Here is a 17,832-nt window from a genome sequence, read left to right as displayed (position 1 = left end):
GGGCGCCGTTGGCAGTCTGAAAATCACCCGCAACGCCCCTCTCCGGGCCACCCCCTGCGCCGCCCCCGTCCGTCCCCGCAGCGCGTCCCTCTCGCTGTGCAGAGTAGGGGGTGGGTGGGGGGTGGGGGTCGGGGGTGGGTGCGGCGGGGTGGGGGTGGTCCTCTCGATGAGGGTGGGGGTGGCTGGGGCTGGGGTGTGTGGGGGTGCTGGGGCGGCACCGAACGGGTGAACAGTGGGGGCGACACGCATCAGGCGGGGTTGACGGGCGTTGAGTGGAGGGACGAGTGCACGAACGAGGTGCACGGGGGAGCGGAGCGAGCGAAAGGGGTGAGCCGGTGCGGGGTTTTCATCGGGCCGTTCTGCTGCGGGCGGCGGCTGCTGCGCTGGCTCTGGGTGCTGCCGTCGTGGCGCACACCGAGGTGGGGCAGGCGTTGGCCAAGCGGGGGGCGGAGCGGGCGGAGCGGGACGCGGTCGCGTGTGCCGAGGCGGCTCGGTGGGACGCGGCCGAGCGGGCGGGGCACGGGCGGCCGGATCTGTTCGATCCGGGGCGGATGCCGGGGTGCCACTGACGTACGGGTGTTCGCCGGAATCGGACAGGCCGTCACTCTTCCGGCTTGATTCCTGAATGGGGAGGAACCCCCCCTCCTTCCCTACGGTTCGTCAGGAAGTGAACGAGTTTCCCGAGGGGGGTTCCCTGATGGCCGGCCCGGCAGTGCAGCCCGACGGCCCGGCCCCCGCGCCGTCGGAGCGGCGGCCGGTGCCGGCCTGGAGCGAGTGGGTCGGCCTGGTCGTACGGCTCGGACTCGCGGTGGTGTGGGGCTGGGCCGGGCTGGCCAAGATCGCCGACCCGGCGGAGGCGGCCCAGGCCGTCCGGGCGTACGAGATCCTGCCCGAGGGCCTGGTCAAGCCGATCGGCTACGGCCTGCCCTTCCTGGAGCTGGCGCTCGCGTTCCTGCTGGTGATCGGGCTCGGCGTCCGCCTGGTCGCCGGGGTCTCGGCACTGCTGCTGCTCGTCTTCATCGCCGGGATCGCCTCCGCCTGGGCGCGCGGCATCTCGATCGACTGCGGCTGCTTCGGCGGCGGCGGGCACGTCGACGAGTCCCAGACCGCGTACCTGCAGGAGATCCTGCGCGACACCGGGTTCCTGCTGCTGGCCGGGTGGCTGCTGTGGCGGCCCCGTACCCGGTTCTCGGTGGACCGCTGGCTGGTGACCTGACCCGCCGGCCCCGCCGCACCCCCGTCCCCGCCCACCCCGCACCCGACGAAGGCCCCCGACCGTGGATGTCAAGGCAATGAGCGAGAAGAACCGAGAAGGCAAGCGCACCGCCCGTGAGCGGATGCAGGAGCAGCGGGCGGCCGAGGAGTCCTCCGCCCGGCGCAGGAAGAAGCTGATCGTGGGCGGCGCCGTGCTCGCGGTGATCGCCGCCGCGGTGGTCGTCGGCGTCGTGGTGCAGAACGAGCGCTCCAAGCCGGAGACCCCGACCGCCGCCCCGGCCGGGACCATCGGCGACAAGAACCTCGTCATCCCGGTCGGTGCCGGCAACGCGCCCTCCGTCCTCACCGTCTACGAGGACCCGCGCTGCCCCGCCTGCGGCATGTTCGAGCGGGAGTTCTCGCCGACCGTCGACCAGCTGGAGGACGCCGGCAAGGTCTACACCAACTACCACATCGTGTCGTTCATCGACCGGGCCGTGCCGGGCAGGGGCTCCAAGACCGCCGCCAACGCGCTGGCCTGCGCCCAGGACGCCGGGCACTTCCGGGACTACCACGACGTGCTGTACCGCAACCAGCCGGAGGAGACCAACGACGCCTTCGGCGACAAGGCCGTCCTGCTGAACCTGGCGAAGCAGGTCAACGGTCTGGACACGCCCGAGTTCCAGGCCTGCGTCAACGACAACAAGTACGGCGGATGGGTGTCCTCGGTGCAGCAGGACTTCGACAAGTCCAGCTACAAGTCCACCCCGACGGTGCTGCTCAACGGCCAGCCGATCTACCCGAAGAATGGCAGCGAGGAGATCACCCCGGAGAACCTGGCGAAGTGGGTGGACGCCGCGAACCAGGGCAAGCAGCTCGGCACGGCGGGCTCGCACGGGCAGACCCCGGCGCCGACCAGTGCCGCTTCGGAGGCCAACAACCCGTCGCCGAACGCCGGCTGAACCCCCTGCCCGGCCCGCCGCCCCCTCCCCGTCCGGAGGGGGCGGCTTCCCCTGTTGTTCGGCTTCTGTGACCCCGGGGGTGTCCGACCCGGGCCATTGACCCTGTAGCGTCGGAACTGCCATGGATATCGCCTACATTCCCAGCCCGTCGCGGGGCGTCTGGAACCTCGGACCAGTCCCGCTGCGCGCCTACGCCTTCTGCATCATCCTCGGTGTCGTCGTCGCCGTCTGGCTCGGCAGCAAGCGCTGGGTCGCCCGGGGCGGTGCCAAACACACGGTCGGTGACATCGCCGTGTGGGCCGTGCCGTTCGGCCTGGTCGGAGGCCGCCTCTACCACGTGATCACCGATGGTGGCCGGCTGTACTTCGGTGAGGGGAAGAACCCCTGGAACGCCCTCAAGATCTGGGAGGGCGGCCTCGGCATCTGGGGCGCGATCGCGCTGGGCGCGGTCGGCGCCTGGATCGGTTGCCGCCGCCGGGGCGTGCCGCTGCCCGCCTACGCCGACGCCATCGCGCCGGGCATCGCGCTCGCGCAGGCGCTGGGCCGCTGGGGCAACTACTTCAACCAGGAGCTGTACGGCCGCGAGACCACGCTGCCGTGGGGCCTGAAGATCCACAAGGTGCTGCCGGACGGCACCGTCGTGGAGGGCGTCTACCACCCGACCTTCCTGTACGAGTCGCTCTGGTGCGTCGGTGTCGCGCTGCTGGTGATCTGGGCGGACCGCCGGTTCACGCTGGGCCACGGCCGGGCCTTCGCGCTGTACGTCGCCGCGTACACGGTGGGCCGGTTCTGGACCGAGTGGCTGCGGATCGACGAGGCGCACGTCTACTTCGGTCTGCGCCTGAACGACTGGGTGTCGATCGCGGTGTTCCTGTGCGCCGTGGCGTACCTGGTGGTCGTCGGCAAGAAGCGGCCCGGCCGGGAGGACCCGGCGACCATCGACCCGGCCGCGCACCTGGAGGCGGAGGGCGCCGAGGGCGTGGCCGCGGACAAGGCGGACGCCAAGGGCGCGGCGAAGGTCGCGGAGAAGGCGGATGCCAAGGCCGCGGAGAAGTCGGCCGCCGGCGCCGGGAAGGGCGGGGACGGGGCGCAGTCGTCCCGTTCCGTGGACGGAAAGCCGGCCGCCGCACCCGCTGCGGTGGCCGCCGACAAGGCCGACGAGGACGCCAAGAACCCGATCTGACCTGGGGCTTCCCCCGACCGGGGCCACCCTTCGCAGCGCTTGCGAAGGGTGGCCTCAGTCGTGTTCGGACAGCCTTACTTTGCTGGAAATGCGCAGGTCAGGAGGGCTACGTTCAGGGCGGACCAATGACGACGGAGGGGACAGGGACATGAGTGCGACCACGTTGGAACCCGAGGCCGGGCACCAGCCCCGGATACCCGCGGCCGGTCACCACCGGGACGTCAACGGCGGCTGGCTGCGGCCGGCCGTGTTCGGCGCGGTGGACGGCCTGGTGTCCAACTTCGCGCTGATGACCGGTGTGGTCGGTGGCGCGGTGTCCAACGGCACGGTGATCCTCACCGGACTGGCGGGCCTGGCGGCCGGCGCCTGCTCGATGGCCGCGGGGGAGTACACCTCGGTGGCCTCGCAGCGGGAGCTGGTGCAGGCCGAGATCGAGGCCGAGCGGCTGGAGCTGAGCCGCAACCCGCACGGCGAGCTGGCCGAGCTGGCCCAGCTGTACGTCTCGCGCGGGGTGGACCCCGAGCTCGCCCACGAGGTGGCCCGGCAGCTGTCGGTCGACCCGGAACTGGCCCTGGAGGTGCACGCCCGCGAGGAGCTGGGCATCGACCCCACCGACCTGCCCTCGCCGCTGGTCGCGGCCGGGTCGTCGTTCCTGTGCTTCGCGCTCGGCGCGCTGCTGCCGCTGCTGCCGTACCTGCTGGGCGCGACCTCGCTGCTGCCCGCGCTGGTGCTGGCGGCGGCCGGGCTGTTCCTGTGCGGCGCGGTGGTGGCCCGGGTGACGGCCCGCAGCTGGTGGTTCAGCGGGCTGCGGCAGCTGGTGCTGGGCGGCGCGGCGGCCGGGGTGACGTACCTGCTCGGCTCGCTGATCGGCGGGCACGTGGGCTGAGGCCCGCCGGGCGGTCGTCGGGACCTGTGGGATGACCCAGAACTCTGCATGATTATGCCGGGCAATGCGTGACGTTTCACACATGGGCGTCGCGTCATGCCTGGCCTAGTCTCACCATCCGGGCCTCGGCGCCGCGGATTCGCATCCGTGGGCCGACTCCCGGAATGGATTCGCAGGCGGCCATGATCGGCCTCTGTGGCGATCCGGTTTCGCCCCTGTTTCAGGCCGGGGACCGTTGGGCACAATCGTCGGGACGTGCACTGTGGCACGTCCTTCTTCCCACACCCCCTGACCTGCGGCTCGTCCCGCCATGTGGACGGGATATTCCGCTTCTCGGGATCCTGGGCATCATGTAACTTGCACGACACCGCACCATCGCATCAGGGCCAACGTCGTCCCTACTTGCACCAACTTGCCGAAAGACGACGACGGGAGAGCCGATGCTGCCTGCATCCATGCACTCCGCCAACGAGCTCCAGGCCGGCGCCGCCCGCCAGCCGTACTCGCTCGTGCCGGATGCGCGACCTGCTGCTCAGGGCCTGTACGACCCGCGAAACGAGCACGACGCCTGTGGCGTCGGTTTCGTCGCCACGCTGACCGGCATCGCCGACCACACCATCGTCGAGCAGGCGTTGAACGTCCTGCGCAACCTGGAGCACCGCGGCGCCACCGGCGCCGAGCCGGACTCCGGTGACGGTGCGGGAATCCTGACCCAGATCCCCGACGCGTTCCTGCGCGGCCGCGTCGACTTCGAACTCCCGGCCGCCGGCGCCTACGCCGTCGGCATCGCCTTCCTGCCCGACGACGACGACCAGGACGCCGCCGCCGTCGCGCAGATCGAGGCCATCGCCGCCGACGAGGACCTCACCGTCCTCGGCTGGCGCGACGTCCCCGTCACCCCGGACCTGCTCGGCTCCACCGCGCGCAGCGTGATGCCGCGCTTCCGCCAGGTCTTCCTGAGCAAGGACGGCCTCGCCGGCATCGAGCTCGACCGGACCGCCTTCGTCGTCCGCAAGCGGGCCGAGCGCGAGGCCGGGGTCTACTTCCCGTCGCTGTCCGCGCGCACCATCGTCTACAAGGGCATGCTGACCACCGGCCAGCTGGAGCCCTTCTTCCCCGACCTCTCGGACCGCACCTACGCGTCCGCGATCGGCCTGGTGCACTCGCGCTTCTCCACCAACACCTTCCCGAGCTGGCCGCTCGCCCACCCGTACCGCTTCGTCGCGCACAACGGCGAGATCAACACGGTCAAGGGCAACCGCAACTGGATGCGCGCCCGCGAGTCCCAGCTCGTCACCGACCTCATCCCGGCCAACCGGAACGGGCAGGGCCTGGAGCGGATCTTCCCGATCTGCACCCCGGACCACTCGGACTCCGCCTCCTTCGACGAGGTCCTGGAACTGCTCCACCTCGGCGGCCGCTCGCTGCCGCACTCGGTGCTGATGATGATCCCGGAGGCGTGGGAGAACCACGCCACCATGGACCCGGCCCGCCGCGCCTTCTACCAGTACCACTCCAACCTCATGGAGCCCTGGGACGGCCCGGCCTGCGTCACCTTCACCGACGGCACCCAGATCGGCGCCGTGCTCGACCGCAACGGCCTGCGCCCGGCCCGCTACTGGATCACCGAGGACGGCCTGGTCGTCCTCTCCTCCGAGGTCGGCGTGCTCGACATCGACCAGGAGAAGGTCGCCAAGAAGGGCCGCCTGCAGCCCGGCCGGATGTTCCTGATCGACACCGCCGAGGGCCGCATCGTCGAGGACGAGGAGATCAAGTCCGCCCTCGCCGCCGAGCACCCCTACCAGGAATGGGTCGGCGCCGGGCAGATCCAGCTCGCCAAGCTGCCCGAGCGCGAGCACATCGCGCACACCCACGCCTCCGTCACCCGCCGCCAGCAGACCTTCGGCTACACCGAGGAGGAGCTGCGGGTCATCCTCGCGCCGATGGCCAAGACCGGCGCCGAAGCCCTCGGCTCGATGGGCACCGACTCGCCGATCGCCGCGCTCAGCGAGAAGCCGCGCCTGCTGTTCGACTACTTCGTGCAGCTCTTCGCGCAGGTCACCAACCCGCCGCTGGACGCCATCCGCGAGGAGCTCGTCACCTCGCTGCTCTCCAACCTCGGCCCCGAGGGCAACCTGCTGGCCGCCGAGGCCGCCGCCTGCCGCTCGGTCGGCATCACCTTCCCGGTGATCGACAACGACGAGCTGGCCAAGCTCGTCCACATCAACGCCGACGGCGACCAGCCCGGCCTCAAGGCCGTCACGCTCTCCGGCCTCTACAAGGTCTCCGGCGGCGGCGAGGGCCTGGCCTCCCGGCTCGCCGCGATCGCCGCCGAGGCCGACGCCGCGATCGCCGACGGCGCCCGGATCATCGTGCTCTCCGACCGCCACTCGGACGCCGAGCACGCCCCGATCCCCTCCCTGCTGCTCACCTCCGCGATCCACCACCACCTCATCCGCACCAAGCAGCGCACCCAGGTGTCGCTGCTGGTCGAGGCCGGCGACGTCCGCGAGGTGCACCACGTCGCGCTGCTGATCGGCTACGGCGCCGGCGCGGTCAACCCGTACCTGGCCATGGAGTCCGTCGAGGACCTCGTCGCCCAGGGCGTGTTCATCCAGGGCGTCGAGCCCGAGAAGGCCATCAAGAACCTGATCAAGGCGCTCGGCAAGGGCGTGCTCAAGGTCATGTCCAAGATGGGCATCTCCACCGTCGCCTCCTATCGCGGCGCCCAGGTCTTCGAGGCCATCGGCCTCTCCCAGGCCCTGGTCGACGGCTACTTCGCCGGCACCACCACCAAGCTCGGCGGCATCGGCCTGGACGAACTCGCCCGGGAGACCGCCGCCCGCCACGCCAAGGCGTACCCCGCCTCCGGCATCCCCGCCGCGCACCGCGCGCTGGATATCGGCGGCGAGTACCAGTGGCGCCGCGAGGGCGAGCCGCACCTGTTCGACCCGGACACCGTCTTCCGGCTGCAGCACGCCACCCGCAACCGCCGGTACGACATCTTCAAGCAGTACACGGACCGGGTGAACGAGCAGTCCGCCCGCCTGATGACGCTGCGCGGCCTCTTCCGGCTGGACGGCCTCGACCGCGAGCCGATCCCGGTCGAGGACGTCGAGCCGGTCTCCGAGATCGTCAAGCGCTTCTCCACCGGCGCCATGTCGTACGGCTCGATCTCCCGCGAGGCGCACGAGACCCTCGCCATCGCGATGAACCGCCTCGGCGGCAAGTCCAACACCGGCGAGGGCGGCGAGGACCCGGACCGCCTGTACGACCCGGAGCGCCGCTCCGCGATCAAGCAGGTCGCCTCCGGCCGCTTCGGCGTCACCTCCGAGTACCTCGTCAACGCGGACGACATCCAGATCAAGATGGCCCAGGGCGCCAAGCCCGGCGAGGGCGGCCAGCTGCCCGGCCACAAGGTGTACCCGTGGGTCGCCAAGACCCGGCACTCCACCCCGGGTGTCGGCCTGATCTCCCCGCCGCCGCACCACGACATCTACTCGATCGAGGACCTGGCGCAGCTCATCCACGACCTCAAGAACGCCAACCCGGCGGCCCGCATCCACGTGAAGCTGGTCTCCGAGGTCGGCGTCGGAACGGTCGCGGCGGGCGTCTCCAAGGCCCACGCCGACGTCGTCCTGGTCTCCGGCCACGACGGCGGCACCGGCGCCTCCCCGCTGACCTCGCTCAAGCACGCCGGCGGCCCCTGGGAGCTCGGCCTCGCCGAGACCCAGCAGACCCTGCTGCTCAACGGGCTGCGCGACCGCATCGTCGTCCAGACCGACGGCCAGCTGAAGACCGGCCGCGACGTCGTCATCGCCGCGCTGCTCGGCGCCGAGGAGTTCGGCTTCGCCACCGCCCCGCTGGTCGTCTCCGGCTGCATCATGATGCGCGTCTGCCACCTGGACACCTGCCCGGTCGGCGTCGCCACCCAGAACCCGGTGCTGCGCGACCGGTTCTCCGGCAAGCCCGAGTTCGTCGTCAACTTCTTCGAGTTCATCGCCGAGGAGGTCCGGGAGATCCTGGCCTCCCTGGGCTTCCGCTCGATCGAGGAGGCCGTCGGCCACGCCGAGCACATCAACGCCCAGGCCGCGATCGACCACTGGAAGGCCGCCGGGCTCGACCTGGCCCCGCTCTTCCACGTGCCCGACCTGCCCGACGGCGCCGCCCGGCACTGCACCACCACCCAGGACCACGCGCTCGACAAGGCCCTGGACAACCAGCTCATCACGCTCGCCGAGGACGCCCTGGAGCGCGGCGACGCCGTCCGCATCCAGCTGCCGATCCGCAACGTCAACCGCACCGTCGGCACCATGCTCGGCCACGAGGTGACCAAGCGGTACCGCGGCGAGGGCCTGCCGGAGGGGACCATCGACGTCACCTTCACCGGCTCCGCCGGGCAGTCCTTCGGCGCCTTCGTGCCCCGCGGCGTCACGCTGCGGCTGGAGGGCGACGCCAACGACTACGTCGGCAAGGGCCTCTCCGGCGGCGTGGTCGTCGTCCGCCCGGCCCGCGAGGCCGCGGCCATCGGCAACGACGCCCAGAACCACGTCATCGCCGGAAACACCATCGGCTACGGCGCCACCAGCGGCCGGATCCACCTGCGCGGCAAGGCCGGCGAGCGCTTCGCCGTCCGCAACTCCGGCGCCACCCTGGTCGTCGAGGGCGTCGGCGACCACGGCCTGGAGTACATGACCGGCGGCCGCGTCGTCATCATCGGCGAGACCGGACGCAACCTCGCCGCCGGCATGTCCGGCGGCATCGCGTACGTCCTGGACCTGCGCCCCGCGAACGTCAACGACGGCATGGTGGGCATCGAGGCCCCCACCGCCGACGACCGCGACTGGCTGCGCGAGACCGTGCAGCAGCACTACGAGGAGACCGGCTCCACCGTCGCCGCCGAACTCCTGGCCGACTGGGGCAGCGGCGTCTCCCGCTTCTCCAAGATCATGCCGACCGACTACAAGGCAGTGCTCGCCGCCAAGGACGCCGCTGAGCGCGATGGCCTCTCCGAGGCCGAGACCACTCGCAAGATGATGGAGGCGGCTAATGGCTGACCCCAAGGGCTTCCTGACCACGCCCAAGCAGCTGGCCGAGCGCCGTCCCGTGGACGTCCGTCTGCGGGACTGGAACGAGGTCTACGTCGAGCGCAGCCTCCTGCCGATCATCACCAAGCAGGCCGGCCGCTGCATGGACTGCGGCATCCCGTTCTGCCACAACGGCTGCCCGCTCGGGAACCTCATCCCCGAGTGGAACGACCTCGCCTTCCGGGACGACTGGGCCGGCGCGATCGAGCGCCTGCACGCCACCAACAACTTCCCGGAGTTCACCGGGCGGCTCTGCCCGGCGCCCTGCGAGTCGGCCTGCGTGCTCGGCATCAACCAGGACGCGGTGACCATCAAGAACGTCGAGGTCACCATCATCGACAAGGCCTGGGACCGCGGCGGCGTCACCCCGCAGGTGCCGGAGCGCCTCTCCGGCAAGACCGTCGCCGTCGTCGGCTCCGGCCCGGCCGGCCTCGCCGCCGCCCAGCAGCTCACCCGCGCCGGACACACCGTCGTGGTGTACGAGCGGGCCGACCGCATCGGCGGACTGCTGCGCTACGGCATCCCCGAGTTCAAGATGGAGAAGCGCCACATCAACCGCCGCATCGAGCAGATGCGCGCGGAGGGCACCCGCTTCCGCACCGGCGTGCACGTCGGCGAGGACATCACCGGGCAGCAGCTGCGCGAGCGCTTCGACGCCGTCGTCGTCGCCGCCGGCGCCACCACCGCCCGCGACCTGCCGGTGCCCGGACGCGAGCTCAAGGGCATCCACCAGGCCATGGAGTACCTGCCGCTGGCCAACAAGGTGCAGGAGGGCGACTTCGTCGAGTCCCCGATCAGCGCCAAGGGCAAGCACGTCGTGGTCATCGGCGGCGGCGACACCGGCGCGGACTGCGTCGGCACCGCCCACCGGCAGGGGGCGGCCTCCGTCACCCAGCTGGAGATCATGCCGCGGCCCGGCGAGGAGCGGCCCGGGCACCAGCCGTGGCCGACCATGCCGATGACCTACAAGGTCACCTCCGCCCACGAGGAGGGCGGCGAGCGGATCTACTCCGTCAACACCACCCGCTTCACCGGCGACGAGCACGGCAACGTCCAGGAACTGCACCTCGTCGAGGTGGAGTTCAAGGACGGCCGGTTCGAGCCCGTGCCGGGCACCGAGCGGGCCATCCCGGCGCAGCTGGTCACCCTCGCCATGGGCTTCACCGGCACCGACGTGCGGAACGGGCTGGTCGAGCAGCTGGGAGCCGACCTCGACGCGCGGGGTAACATTGCCCGCGACGGCCGGTTCGCCACCAATGTCGATGGCGTGTACGTCTGCGGAGACGCCGGCCGAGGCCAGTCGCTGATCGTCTGGGCCATCGCGGAAGGCCGTTCGGCCGCCGCCGCGGTGGACGCGTACCTGGGCGGCAAGACCCCGCTTCCCGCCCCGATCCGACCCACGGACCGCCCCCTGGTGGTCTGACGGTCCGACCGGCCCCCGAACCCCCGGCGCCGCATCGCCGGGAGCTCAACCCGCTGCCCCCGCCAGCGTCGCCGGGCCAACGCGGTCTCCTGGCGCCTGCCCTCTTCCCCGACCAGTTGGAGGGCGGGCGCCGTCGCGTTTTCCGGGGCGCTTTCCGGGGCGTTCCCCCGGGTTCCCACCGGGGCGCACGGGGAAGGACCCCACCCGCGGGGGCGCACCACCGGCGTGACACTCCTCCGTGCACCGAGGGTCGGCTCACAGCGGAACCACAGGCTTCTCACAGCAGGCGGAAAGCCTCCCGGCACGGGCTGTTGTTCGTCGGTGCCAGGTGGCAGACTGCCGCCGACGGCCGGGGGGCTGCGCGAGTGCGGAGGTTGACTTCGATGGGCACGACTCAGGCAGGCGGAGGCGCGACGGTACGGCGCCTGCTGCTCGGCACCCAGCTGCGCAAGCTCCGCGAGGCCAGAGGCGTCAGCCGGGAGGAAGCCGGCTACTCGATCCGCGCCTCCGAATCCAAGATCAGCCGGATGGAACTCGGCCGCGTCGGCTTCAAGGAACGCGACGTCGCCGACCTGCTGACCCTCTACGGCGTCGAGGCCGAACAGGAACGCGCCACCGTCCTCGGACTCCTCCGCGACGCCAACGCCAACTCCTGGTGGCACGAGTACGGCGACGTCCTGCCCGGCTGGTTCCAGAACTACCTCGGACTGGAGGAGGCCGCCGCCGAGATCCGCAGCTACGAGGTCCAGTTCGTCCACGGCCTGCTGCAGACCGCCGACTACGCCCGGGCCGTCGTCACCGCCGGCTGCCACGACCACGGCGCCGAGGAGATCGAGCGCCGGGTCGACGTCCGGCTCAAGCGCCAGGCACTGCTCACCGACGAACGCGCACCGCAGCTCGTCGCCGTGCTGGACGAGGCGGCGCTGCGCCGCCCCTGGGGCGGGTCCGAGCTGATGCGGAGCCAGCTGGACCGACTTCTGGAGCTCGCCGAACTGCCCAACGTACGGCTGCAGGTGCTGCCGTTCGGCAACGCCGGGCTGTCGGCGGAGAGCGGCGCCTTCACGGTGCTCGGCTTCGCCGAGCCGGAGCTCTCCGACGTCGTCTACCTGGAGCAGTTCACCACCGCGCTCTACCTCGACAAGCCCGCCGAGGTCGCCGAGTACCGCCACGCGATGGACGACCTCGTCGCCGACAGCCTGGACCCGACACGGACCCGCGACCTGCTGCACGCGGTACGCCAGGAGCTGTGACACATCAGTACGATGATGTTCCATCAGGTCGGTGCATGAGAGGGAACAGATGTCGTACTTCTCCGAGTTGGCGCTGCAGTACATCGACGGCGAGTGGTGCACCGGCAACGGCTCCTGGGACATCGTCGACGTCGACCCCTACACCGGGGACAAGCTCGCCACCATCACCGTCGCCACCGTCGCCGAGGTCGACCGGGCCTACCGCGCCGCCGAGCGCGCCCAGAAGGGGTGGGCCGCCACCAACCCCTACCGGCGCCGACTTGTCTTCGAACGCGCGCTGCACCTGCTGGAGGAGCGCGAGCCCGAGATCGTCGCGGCGATCACGGCCGAACTCGGCGGCACCGCGCTCAAGGCGGGCTTCGAACTCTCCCTGGTCAAGGACGTGCTGCGGGAGTGCCTGCACCTGTCCGTGGCCGCCGAGGGCCGGCTGCTGCCCTCGCCCGCCCCGGGCAAGGAGAACCGGCTCTACCGGCTGCCGGTCGGCGTCGTCGGCGTGATCAGCCCGTTCAACTTCCCGCTGTTCCTGGCGCTCAAGGCGGTCGCCCCGGCGCTCGCCCTCGGCAACGGCGTGGTGCTCAAGCCCCACCAGGAGACCCCGGTGGTCGGCGGCGGCCTGATCGCCAAGCTCTTCGAGGACGCCGGCCTGCCGCCCGGCCTGCTGAACGTCGTGATCACCGACATCGCCGAGATCGGCGACAGCTTCATCGAGCACCCGGTGCCCAAGGTGATCTCCTTCACCGGCTCCGACAAGGTCGGCCGGCACGTCGGGACCGTCGCCGCCGCGAACTTCAAGCGCTCCGTCCTGGAACTCGGCGGCAACAGCGCGCTGATCGTGCTGGACGACGCCGACGTCGACTACGCCGTGGACGCGGCCGTGTTCAGCCGCTTCGTCCACCAGGGCCAGGTCTGCATGTCCGCCAACCGCGTGCTGGTGGACCGCGCCGTCGAGGCCGAGTTCACCGAGAAGTTCGTCGCCAAGGTCGCCTCGCTCACCGTCGGCGACCCCAAGGACCCGGCCACCCACATCGGCCCGCTGATCAACCCCGTCCAGGCCGACGCCCTCTCCGCCCAGATCGACCAGGCGCTCGCCGCCGGCGCCACCGCACTGCTGCGCGGCGCCACCACCGGCAGCCTGATGGCGCCGACCGTGCTCACCGGCCTCGCCGAGGACGCGCCGATCCTGCAGCGCGAACTGTTCGGCCCGGTCGTGCTGCTGGTGCCCTTCGACGGCGAGGACGAGGCCGTGCGGATCGCCAACGACACGCCGTTCGGGCTCAGCGGCGCCGTGCACACCGCCGACGTCGAGCGCGGGGTGCGGCTCGCCCAGCGGATCGAGACCGGCATGGTCCACGTCAACGGCGGGACCATCGCGGACGAGCCGGGCGTGCCGTTCGGCGGGGAGAAGAACTCCGGCGTCGGGCGGCTCAACGGGGAGGCCACGGTGGACGCCTTCACCACGGTGAAGTGGATCTCGGTGCAGCACGGGCGGGCGGCGTTCCCGTTCTGAGCGGGGGTCGGGGCTGAGCGGGGGTCGGGGTCGGCCGGCGTTCGGCGCTGACTGGCGCGCGGCTCCGGCCGACGCCCGGGTCGGCCGGCGTTCGGCACCGCGTGGGCGCCCAGCTCCGGCCGCGGGCGCCTACGCGGCGCGGGCCTCCCGGCGGTAACCGCCGGGGGCCAGGCCGAACTCCCGCTTGAACGCCTTCGCGAAGGCGTACTCCGAGCCGTAGCCGGTCTGCGCCGCGACCGAGGTCAGCGGCGCCTCCGACTCGCGCAGCAGCCGGGCCGCGGTGGTCATCCGCCAACGGGTCAGGTACGCCATCGGCGGCTCGCCCACCATCGTGGTGAAGCGGCGGGCGAAGGCGGCCCGGGACAGGCCCGCGCGGTCCGCCAGCGACTCCACCGTCCACGGGGTGGCCGGCGCCTCGTGGATCGCGGTCAGGGCCGGCGCGACGGCGGCGTCCCGCAGCGCCGCCGCCCAGCCGGCGGCCGTCGCGGCGGGCTGGTCCTCGAACCAGGCCCGCAGGATGTACAGCAGCAGCGAGTCGATCAGCGCCGGGACGATGCCGGTCGAGCCGATCCGCGGGTTCTCCAGCTCGATGCCCAACAGCTGCACAGCGGCGGCCAGTTCGGGGTGGCGGCCGTGCCGGGTGGGCAGGTGGATCAGGGCCGGCAGCTGGCGGACCATCGGGTGCGGGCGGCCCTGGTCCAGGTGGTAGTTGCCGCACAGCAGGCTGGTGCGGGCGCCCCCGCCGCCCAGGGTGAGGGTGCCGATCGGCGGGGCGGAGTCCTTCACGCAGTCCCGGGCGTCCACCGCCGGGGTGTCCGGGTGGTCGGCCAGGACGTGGCCGCCGCCGTCCCGCAGGAAGACGACGTCGCCCGGGCTGAGTGCGATCGGCTCCTGCCGCCCGGAGCCGTCCCCGGTGCCCAGCGGGATCAGCCAGCAGGTGCCGTACAGCACCACGTGGAATCCGGCGCCGAGCACCGGGGGCAGGCGCAGGGCCCACGGGGCGCGGCCCTCGGTGCGGGCGGAGGACGGGTAGGCCGTCCGCATCGAGCCCAGTGCCTCGGTCAGGATGTCCAACGCCCGTCCCCCTTGGGTGCTTTCACCGGCGGTCCTCAACGGCCCCGGCCGTCCGCGGTCGAGTCCTCGACGGTCCGCGGTCGAGTGCCCGGTCGAGTGTTCGGCCGAGTCCTCAGTCGACCGTCAGGACGACCTTGCCCTGGACGCTACCGGAGCCCACCAGCTCGTGCGCCCGGCCGGCCTCGGCCAGCGGGAAGGCCTGCGCGACGTGCGGACGGATCCGGCCCTCGTCCACCAGGGCGGCGATCGCCTCCAGTGCGGCGTGGTCGGGCTCGACGGAGACGCCCGCGAAGCGGCGCCCGGCGGCCTCGACCGCGGCGGCCAGCTCCCGGTCGCGGTGCTCCATGATGCTCACCAGGTGGCCGCCGGGCTTCAGCACCTCCAGCGCGCGGGTGTTCTCGGAGGAGGAGTCGAAGACGACGTCGACGTCCTTCACCGCGCGGGTGTAGTCGGTGGTGCGGTAGTCGATGACCTCGTCGGCGCCGATCCCCTTCAGGAAGGCGTGCTTGGGCTCGCTCGCCAGCGCGATCACGTACGCGCCGCGGGCCTTGGCGATCTGCACGGCGAAGTGGCCGACGCCGCCTGCCGCCCGGTGGATCAGCACCCGCTGCCCCTCACTGACGCCCGCCGCGTCCACCAGGCCCTGCCAGGCGGTCAGCGCGGCCAGCGGCAGCGCGGCGGCCTGCGCGTGGTCGATCGAGGCGGGCTTGCGGGCCAGCTGGCGGGACGGCGCGGCCACGTACTCGGCGTAGGCGTTCGCGGCGCGGGGGAAGAACGGCATCCCGTACACCTCCTCGCCCACCCGGTACCGGGCGCCGGGCGCGGCCTCCTCGACCACCCCGGAGACGTCCCAGCCCACCGTGAACGGCGGCGCGCCCAGCAGCGGGAACATGCCCGCCCGCACGCCCACGTCCACCGGGTTCACCCCGGCGGCCTTCACCCGCACCAGCACCTCGCCGCTCAGCAGGTGCGGACGCTCCACCTCGGCGACCTCCAGGACCTCCGGCCCGCCGACCTCCCGCTGCACCACCGCACGCATCGCACTCACTCCCTGCCCGGTCAACACCGGCCCCCCGTGGGGCCGTTCTCGATGTGCTCAACGATAGGAAGGGCGGGCGAGCGGATGAATATCCTCCAGTCTTCACTGGATGTCCGATCGTCTCGCGGGACGAGCGTGTCAGTCGGGATAGCGCGCCATTGTCCACCGCTCCGGATGCGGCGAGGCGCCGCCGGGCGGACGGGCCCGGCGGCGCCTCGGAGCGGCGGTGGTGCCGGTCAGAAGACCGGCTGGCCGGCGCGGACCAGGCGCCAGGAGTCGGTGAAGAAGTCGGCGGGGTCGATGACGCCCTTGGCCTTCACCCAGGCGATCATGGTGTTGCGGATCTCGTCGGAGTTCGACCAGACCAGCTTGGCGCCGGCCACGTGCGGGAAGTTGCCGCCGCCGTTGGCACGGTAGTTGTTGACGGCCAGGACGAACTGGGCGGCGGGGTCGATCGGCTTGCCCTGGAACGACAGGTTGACGATCCGCGAGCCCTTCGGCTGGGCGACGTCGATGTCGTAGGTCAGGCCGTAGACCGAGTCGTAGTTGTAGTCCGGGGTGGCCTCGGCGCCGGTCAGGGCGTCCTTGTCGACCGGCGCGCCCGGGGCGAGCTGGTTGTAGTACTTCGCCGAGAACTCCAGGTAGTCCTTGAGCTGGGCGCCCGTCAGGATGCGGGCCTCCATGGTGTTCTCGTAGATGTAGAGGCCGGCGGCGTCGCGCAGCTTGACCTGGCCCGAGGGGATCAGGGCGGTGCGGTTGAACGGGGCGGCCTGGGCCAGCACCGGGAGGTTGGCGTACTGGCCGCCGGCCAGCGCGGCCTTGACGGCGTCCGCCTGGACCTTGCCGATCAGGTCGATGATCGGGGTGGCCTTGAAGCGGGACTCGGCGATCGACAGCTCGATCTTGCTGGTGCCGATGTTCTGGTTGACGTACGCGACGACCTTCTTGTGCTGGTCGGTGATCGCGTTGGTGATCTCCGGGTTCTCCGGCACGGTGTTGGAGTTCAGCACCCGCGAGGAGACCGAGGTGACCTTCCAGGCGCCGTCGGCGAACTCGACCTCGAAGTCGAAGCAGCTCAGGCGCTGGCCCCAGCACAGCGGCTCGGACAGCACGACCGTCTTGCCGGTCTTCTTGTTGACGATCAGGCGCTGCGCGACCTCCTTGTGGGTGTGCCCCACCAGGACCGCGTCGATGTCCGGGACGGTCTCCGCCATCTCGCCGGAGGCGTCCTCGGGCCAGGGCAGCTGGTCGCCGTAGGTGGTCGCCTCGTCGATGCCGGAGTGGGCCGAGACGACGATGACGTCCGCACCCGCCGCCTTCATCCGCGGCACGTACTTGGCGGCGGTCTCCACGATGCCCGGGAAGACCATCTTGCCGCTGACGTTGGCCTTGTCCCAGATCGCGATGCCCGGGTTGGTGAGGCCGAGGATGCCGACCTTCAGCGGCTTGCCCTCGCCGAGGTGCATCTCCTTGATCACGTACGGCGGGAAGGCCGGCTTCTCGTTCTTCGCGTGCAGCGCGTTGGCGCCCAGCAGCGGGAACTCCAGCTGGTCCTCGAAGGCCTTCACGGTCGGGATGCCGTAGTTGAACTCGTGGTTGCCGAGCGCGGCGGCGTCGTACTCCATGAGGTTCATGGCGACGGCCATCGGGTGGTCCGGGACGGTGTCGCCGTCGGTGGCGATCGGCTCGATCCGGGCGTAGAAGTAGGTCAGCTGGGTGCCCTGGATGATGTCACCGGAGTCGATCAGCAGGCAGCGGTTCCAGCCCTTCTCCTCGCGCACCTGGTTGGCCAGGGTGGAGATCTTGGCGAGGCCGACCGCGTTGTGCGCCTTGTCGACGTACTCGGCGTCGGTGAAGTAGTCCCAGTTCAGCACCCGGCCGTGCAGGTCGGTGGTGCCCATGACGGTGAAGGCCTGCTTGCGCGGCTTGCGCTGGCCCTTGGCGGCCGCCGTGTCCGGCTCGGCGGCCGCGGCGGAGGGGGCGGCGGCCACGGCGGCACCACCGACGAGGGCGGCGCCGGCGGCGGTGGCGGCGGACCGGGTGACGAAGTCACGGCGGTTCAGGGGCATGGACGACTCTCCCGAGTGGGGCGACGGCAGATGGACCGTCAACTTGGCTGCGTGAGTGGGTGCGCGTCCACGTGTCGGCGCATCAATGCGTCGACGCGCGTAGAGGGACGCGCGTAGAAGTGTGCCGTGCGGGCCGGGTCGCTGGATAGCCCCCGGAC

11 protein-coding genes are annotated in these 17,832 nt (G+C 71.5%); 8 read left to right on the top strand and 3 right to left on the bottom strand.

Annotation, left to right across the window (positions count from 1 at the left end):
* Nucleotides 1–697: 697 nt before the first annotated feature.
* From ACIGG8_RS40760 to ACIGG8_RS40725, 8 genes are all read left to right on the top strand, one after another.
* On the top strand, nucleotides 698–1,216 hold the full coding sequence (locus ACIGG8_RS40760; protein WP_396553619.1) for a MauE/DoxX family redox-associated membrane protein: 519 nt from the start codon (nucleotides 698–700) through the stop codon (nucleotides 1,214–1,216).
* A 76-nt stretch (nucleotides 1,217–1,292) separates the two neighbouring features.
* On the top strand, nucleotides 1,293–2,156 hold the full coding sequence (locus ACIGG8_RS40755; protein WP_396553618.1) for a DsbA family protein: 864 nt from the start codon (nucleotides 1,293–1,295) through the stop codon (nucleotides 2,154–2,156).
* Between the two features lie 121 nt (nucleotides 2,157–2,277).
* Nucleotides 2,278–3,339 (top strand): prolipoprotein diacylglyceryl transferase, encoded by a 1,062-nt coding sequence (gene lgt, locus ACIGG8_RS40750; RefSeq protein ID WP_396553617.1) that lies wholly within the window; start codon nucleotides 2,278–2,280, stop codon nucleotides 3,337–3,339.
* A gap of 148 nt (nucleotides 3,340–3,487) precedes the next feature.
* Nucleotides 3,488–4,225, top strand: coding sequence for a VIT1/CCC1 transporter family protein (locus ACIGG8_RS40745; RefSeq protein ID WP_350523523.1), 738 nt, complete (start codon nucleotides 3,488–3,490; stop codon nucleotides 4,223–4,225).
* Nucleotides 4,226–4,680: 455 nt separating this feature from the next.
* Complete coding sequence (gene gltB / locus ACIGG8_RS40740) at nucleotides 4,681–9,282, top strand: glutamate synthase large subunit (RefSeq protein ID WP_396553623.1); 4,602 nt, start codon at nucleotides 4,681–4,683, stop codon at nucleotides 9,280–9,282.
* Nucleotides 9,275–10,735, top strand: a complete 1,461-nt coding sequence (locus ACIGG8_RS40735) for a glutamate synthase subunit beta (RefSeq protein ID WP_396553616.1) — start codon at nucleotides 9,275–9,277, stop codon at nucleotides 10,733–10,735. The genes gltB and ACIGG8_RS40735 overlap by 8 nt, the downstream gene beginning before the upstream one ends.
* 383 nt (nucleotides 10,736–11,118) lie before the next feature.
* Nucleotides 11,119–11,985 (top strand): helix-turn-helix transcriptional regulator, encoded by an 867-nt coding sequence (locus tag ACIGG8_RS40730; RefSeq protein ID WP_350523525.1) that lies wholly within the window; start codon nucleotides 11,119–11,121, stop codon nucleotides 11,983–11,985.
* Nucleotides 11,986–12,034: 49 nt separating this feature from the next.
* Nucleotides 12,035–13,492 carry an aldehyde dehydrogenase family protein gene (locus tag ACIGG8_RS40725; RefSeq protein ID WP_396553622.1) on the top strand — a complete coding sequence of 486 codons (1,458 nt, stop codon included), beginning with the start codon at nucleotides 12,035–12,037 and terminating at the stop codon, nucleotides 13,490–13,492.
* Between the two features lie 129 nt (nucleotides 13,493–13,621).
* Here ACIGG8_RS40725 and ACIGG8_RS40720 read toward each other — a convergent pair whose 3' ends face one another.
* The 3 genes from ACIGG8_RS40720 to ACIGG8_RS40710 all read right to left on the bottom strand — a co-directional run bounded on the left by ACIGG8_RS40720 (nucleotide 13,622) and on the right by ACIGG8_RS40710 (nucleotide 17,674).
* Entirely contained in the window at nucleotides 13,622–14,566 is a 945-nt protein-coding gene (locus ACIGG8_RS40720) for an AraC family transcriptional regulator (protein WP_396553615.1), read from the bottom strand.
* A 112-nt stretch (nucleotides 14,567–14,678) separates the two neighbouring features.
* Complete coding sequence (locus ACIGG8_RS40715) at nucleotides 14,679–15,605, bottom strand: NADP-dependent oxidoreductase (protein WP_396553614.1); 927 nt, start codon at nucleotides 15,603–15,605, stop codon at nucleotides 14,679–14,681.
* Between the two features lie 236 nt (nucleotides 15,606–15,841).
* Nucleotides 15,842–17,674 carry a 5'-nucleotidase C-terminal domain-containing protein gene (locus ACIGG8_RS40710; RefSeq protein WP_350523529.1) on the bottom strand — a complete coding sequence of 611 codons (1,833 nt, stop codon included), beginning with the start codon at nucleotides 17,672–17,674 and terminating at the stop codon, nucleotides 15,842–15,844.
* Nucleotides 17,675–17,832 lie beyond the last annotated feature (158 nt).

The organism is Kitasatospora sp. NPDC085464, from assembly GCF_044541955.1.
GTDB lineage: Bacteria > Actinomycetota > Actinomycetes > Streptomycetales > Streptomycetaceae > Kitasatospora.
This window is presented reverse-complemented; position numbering and strand designations above follow the sequence as displayed.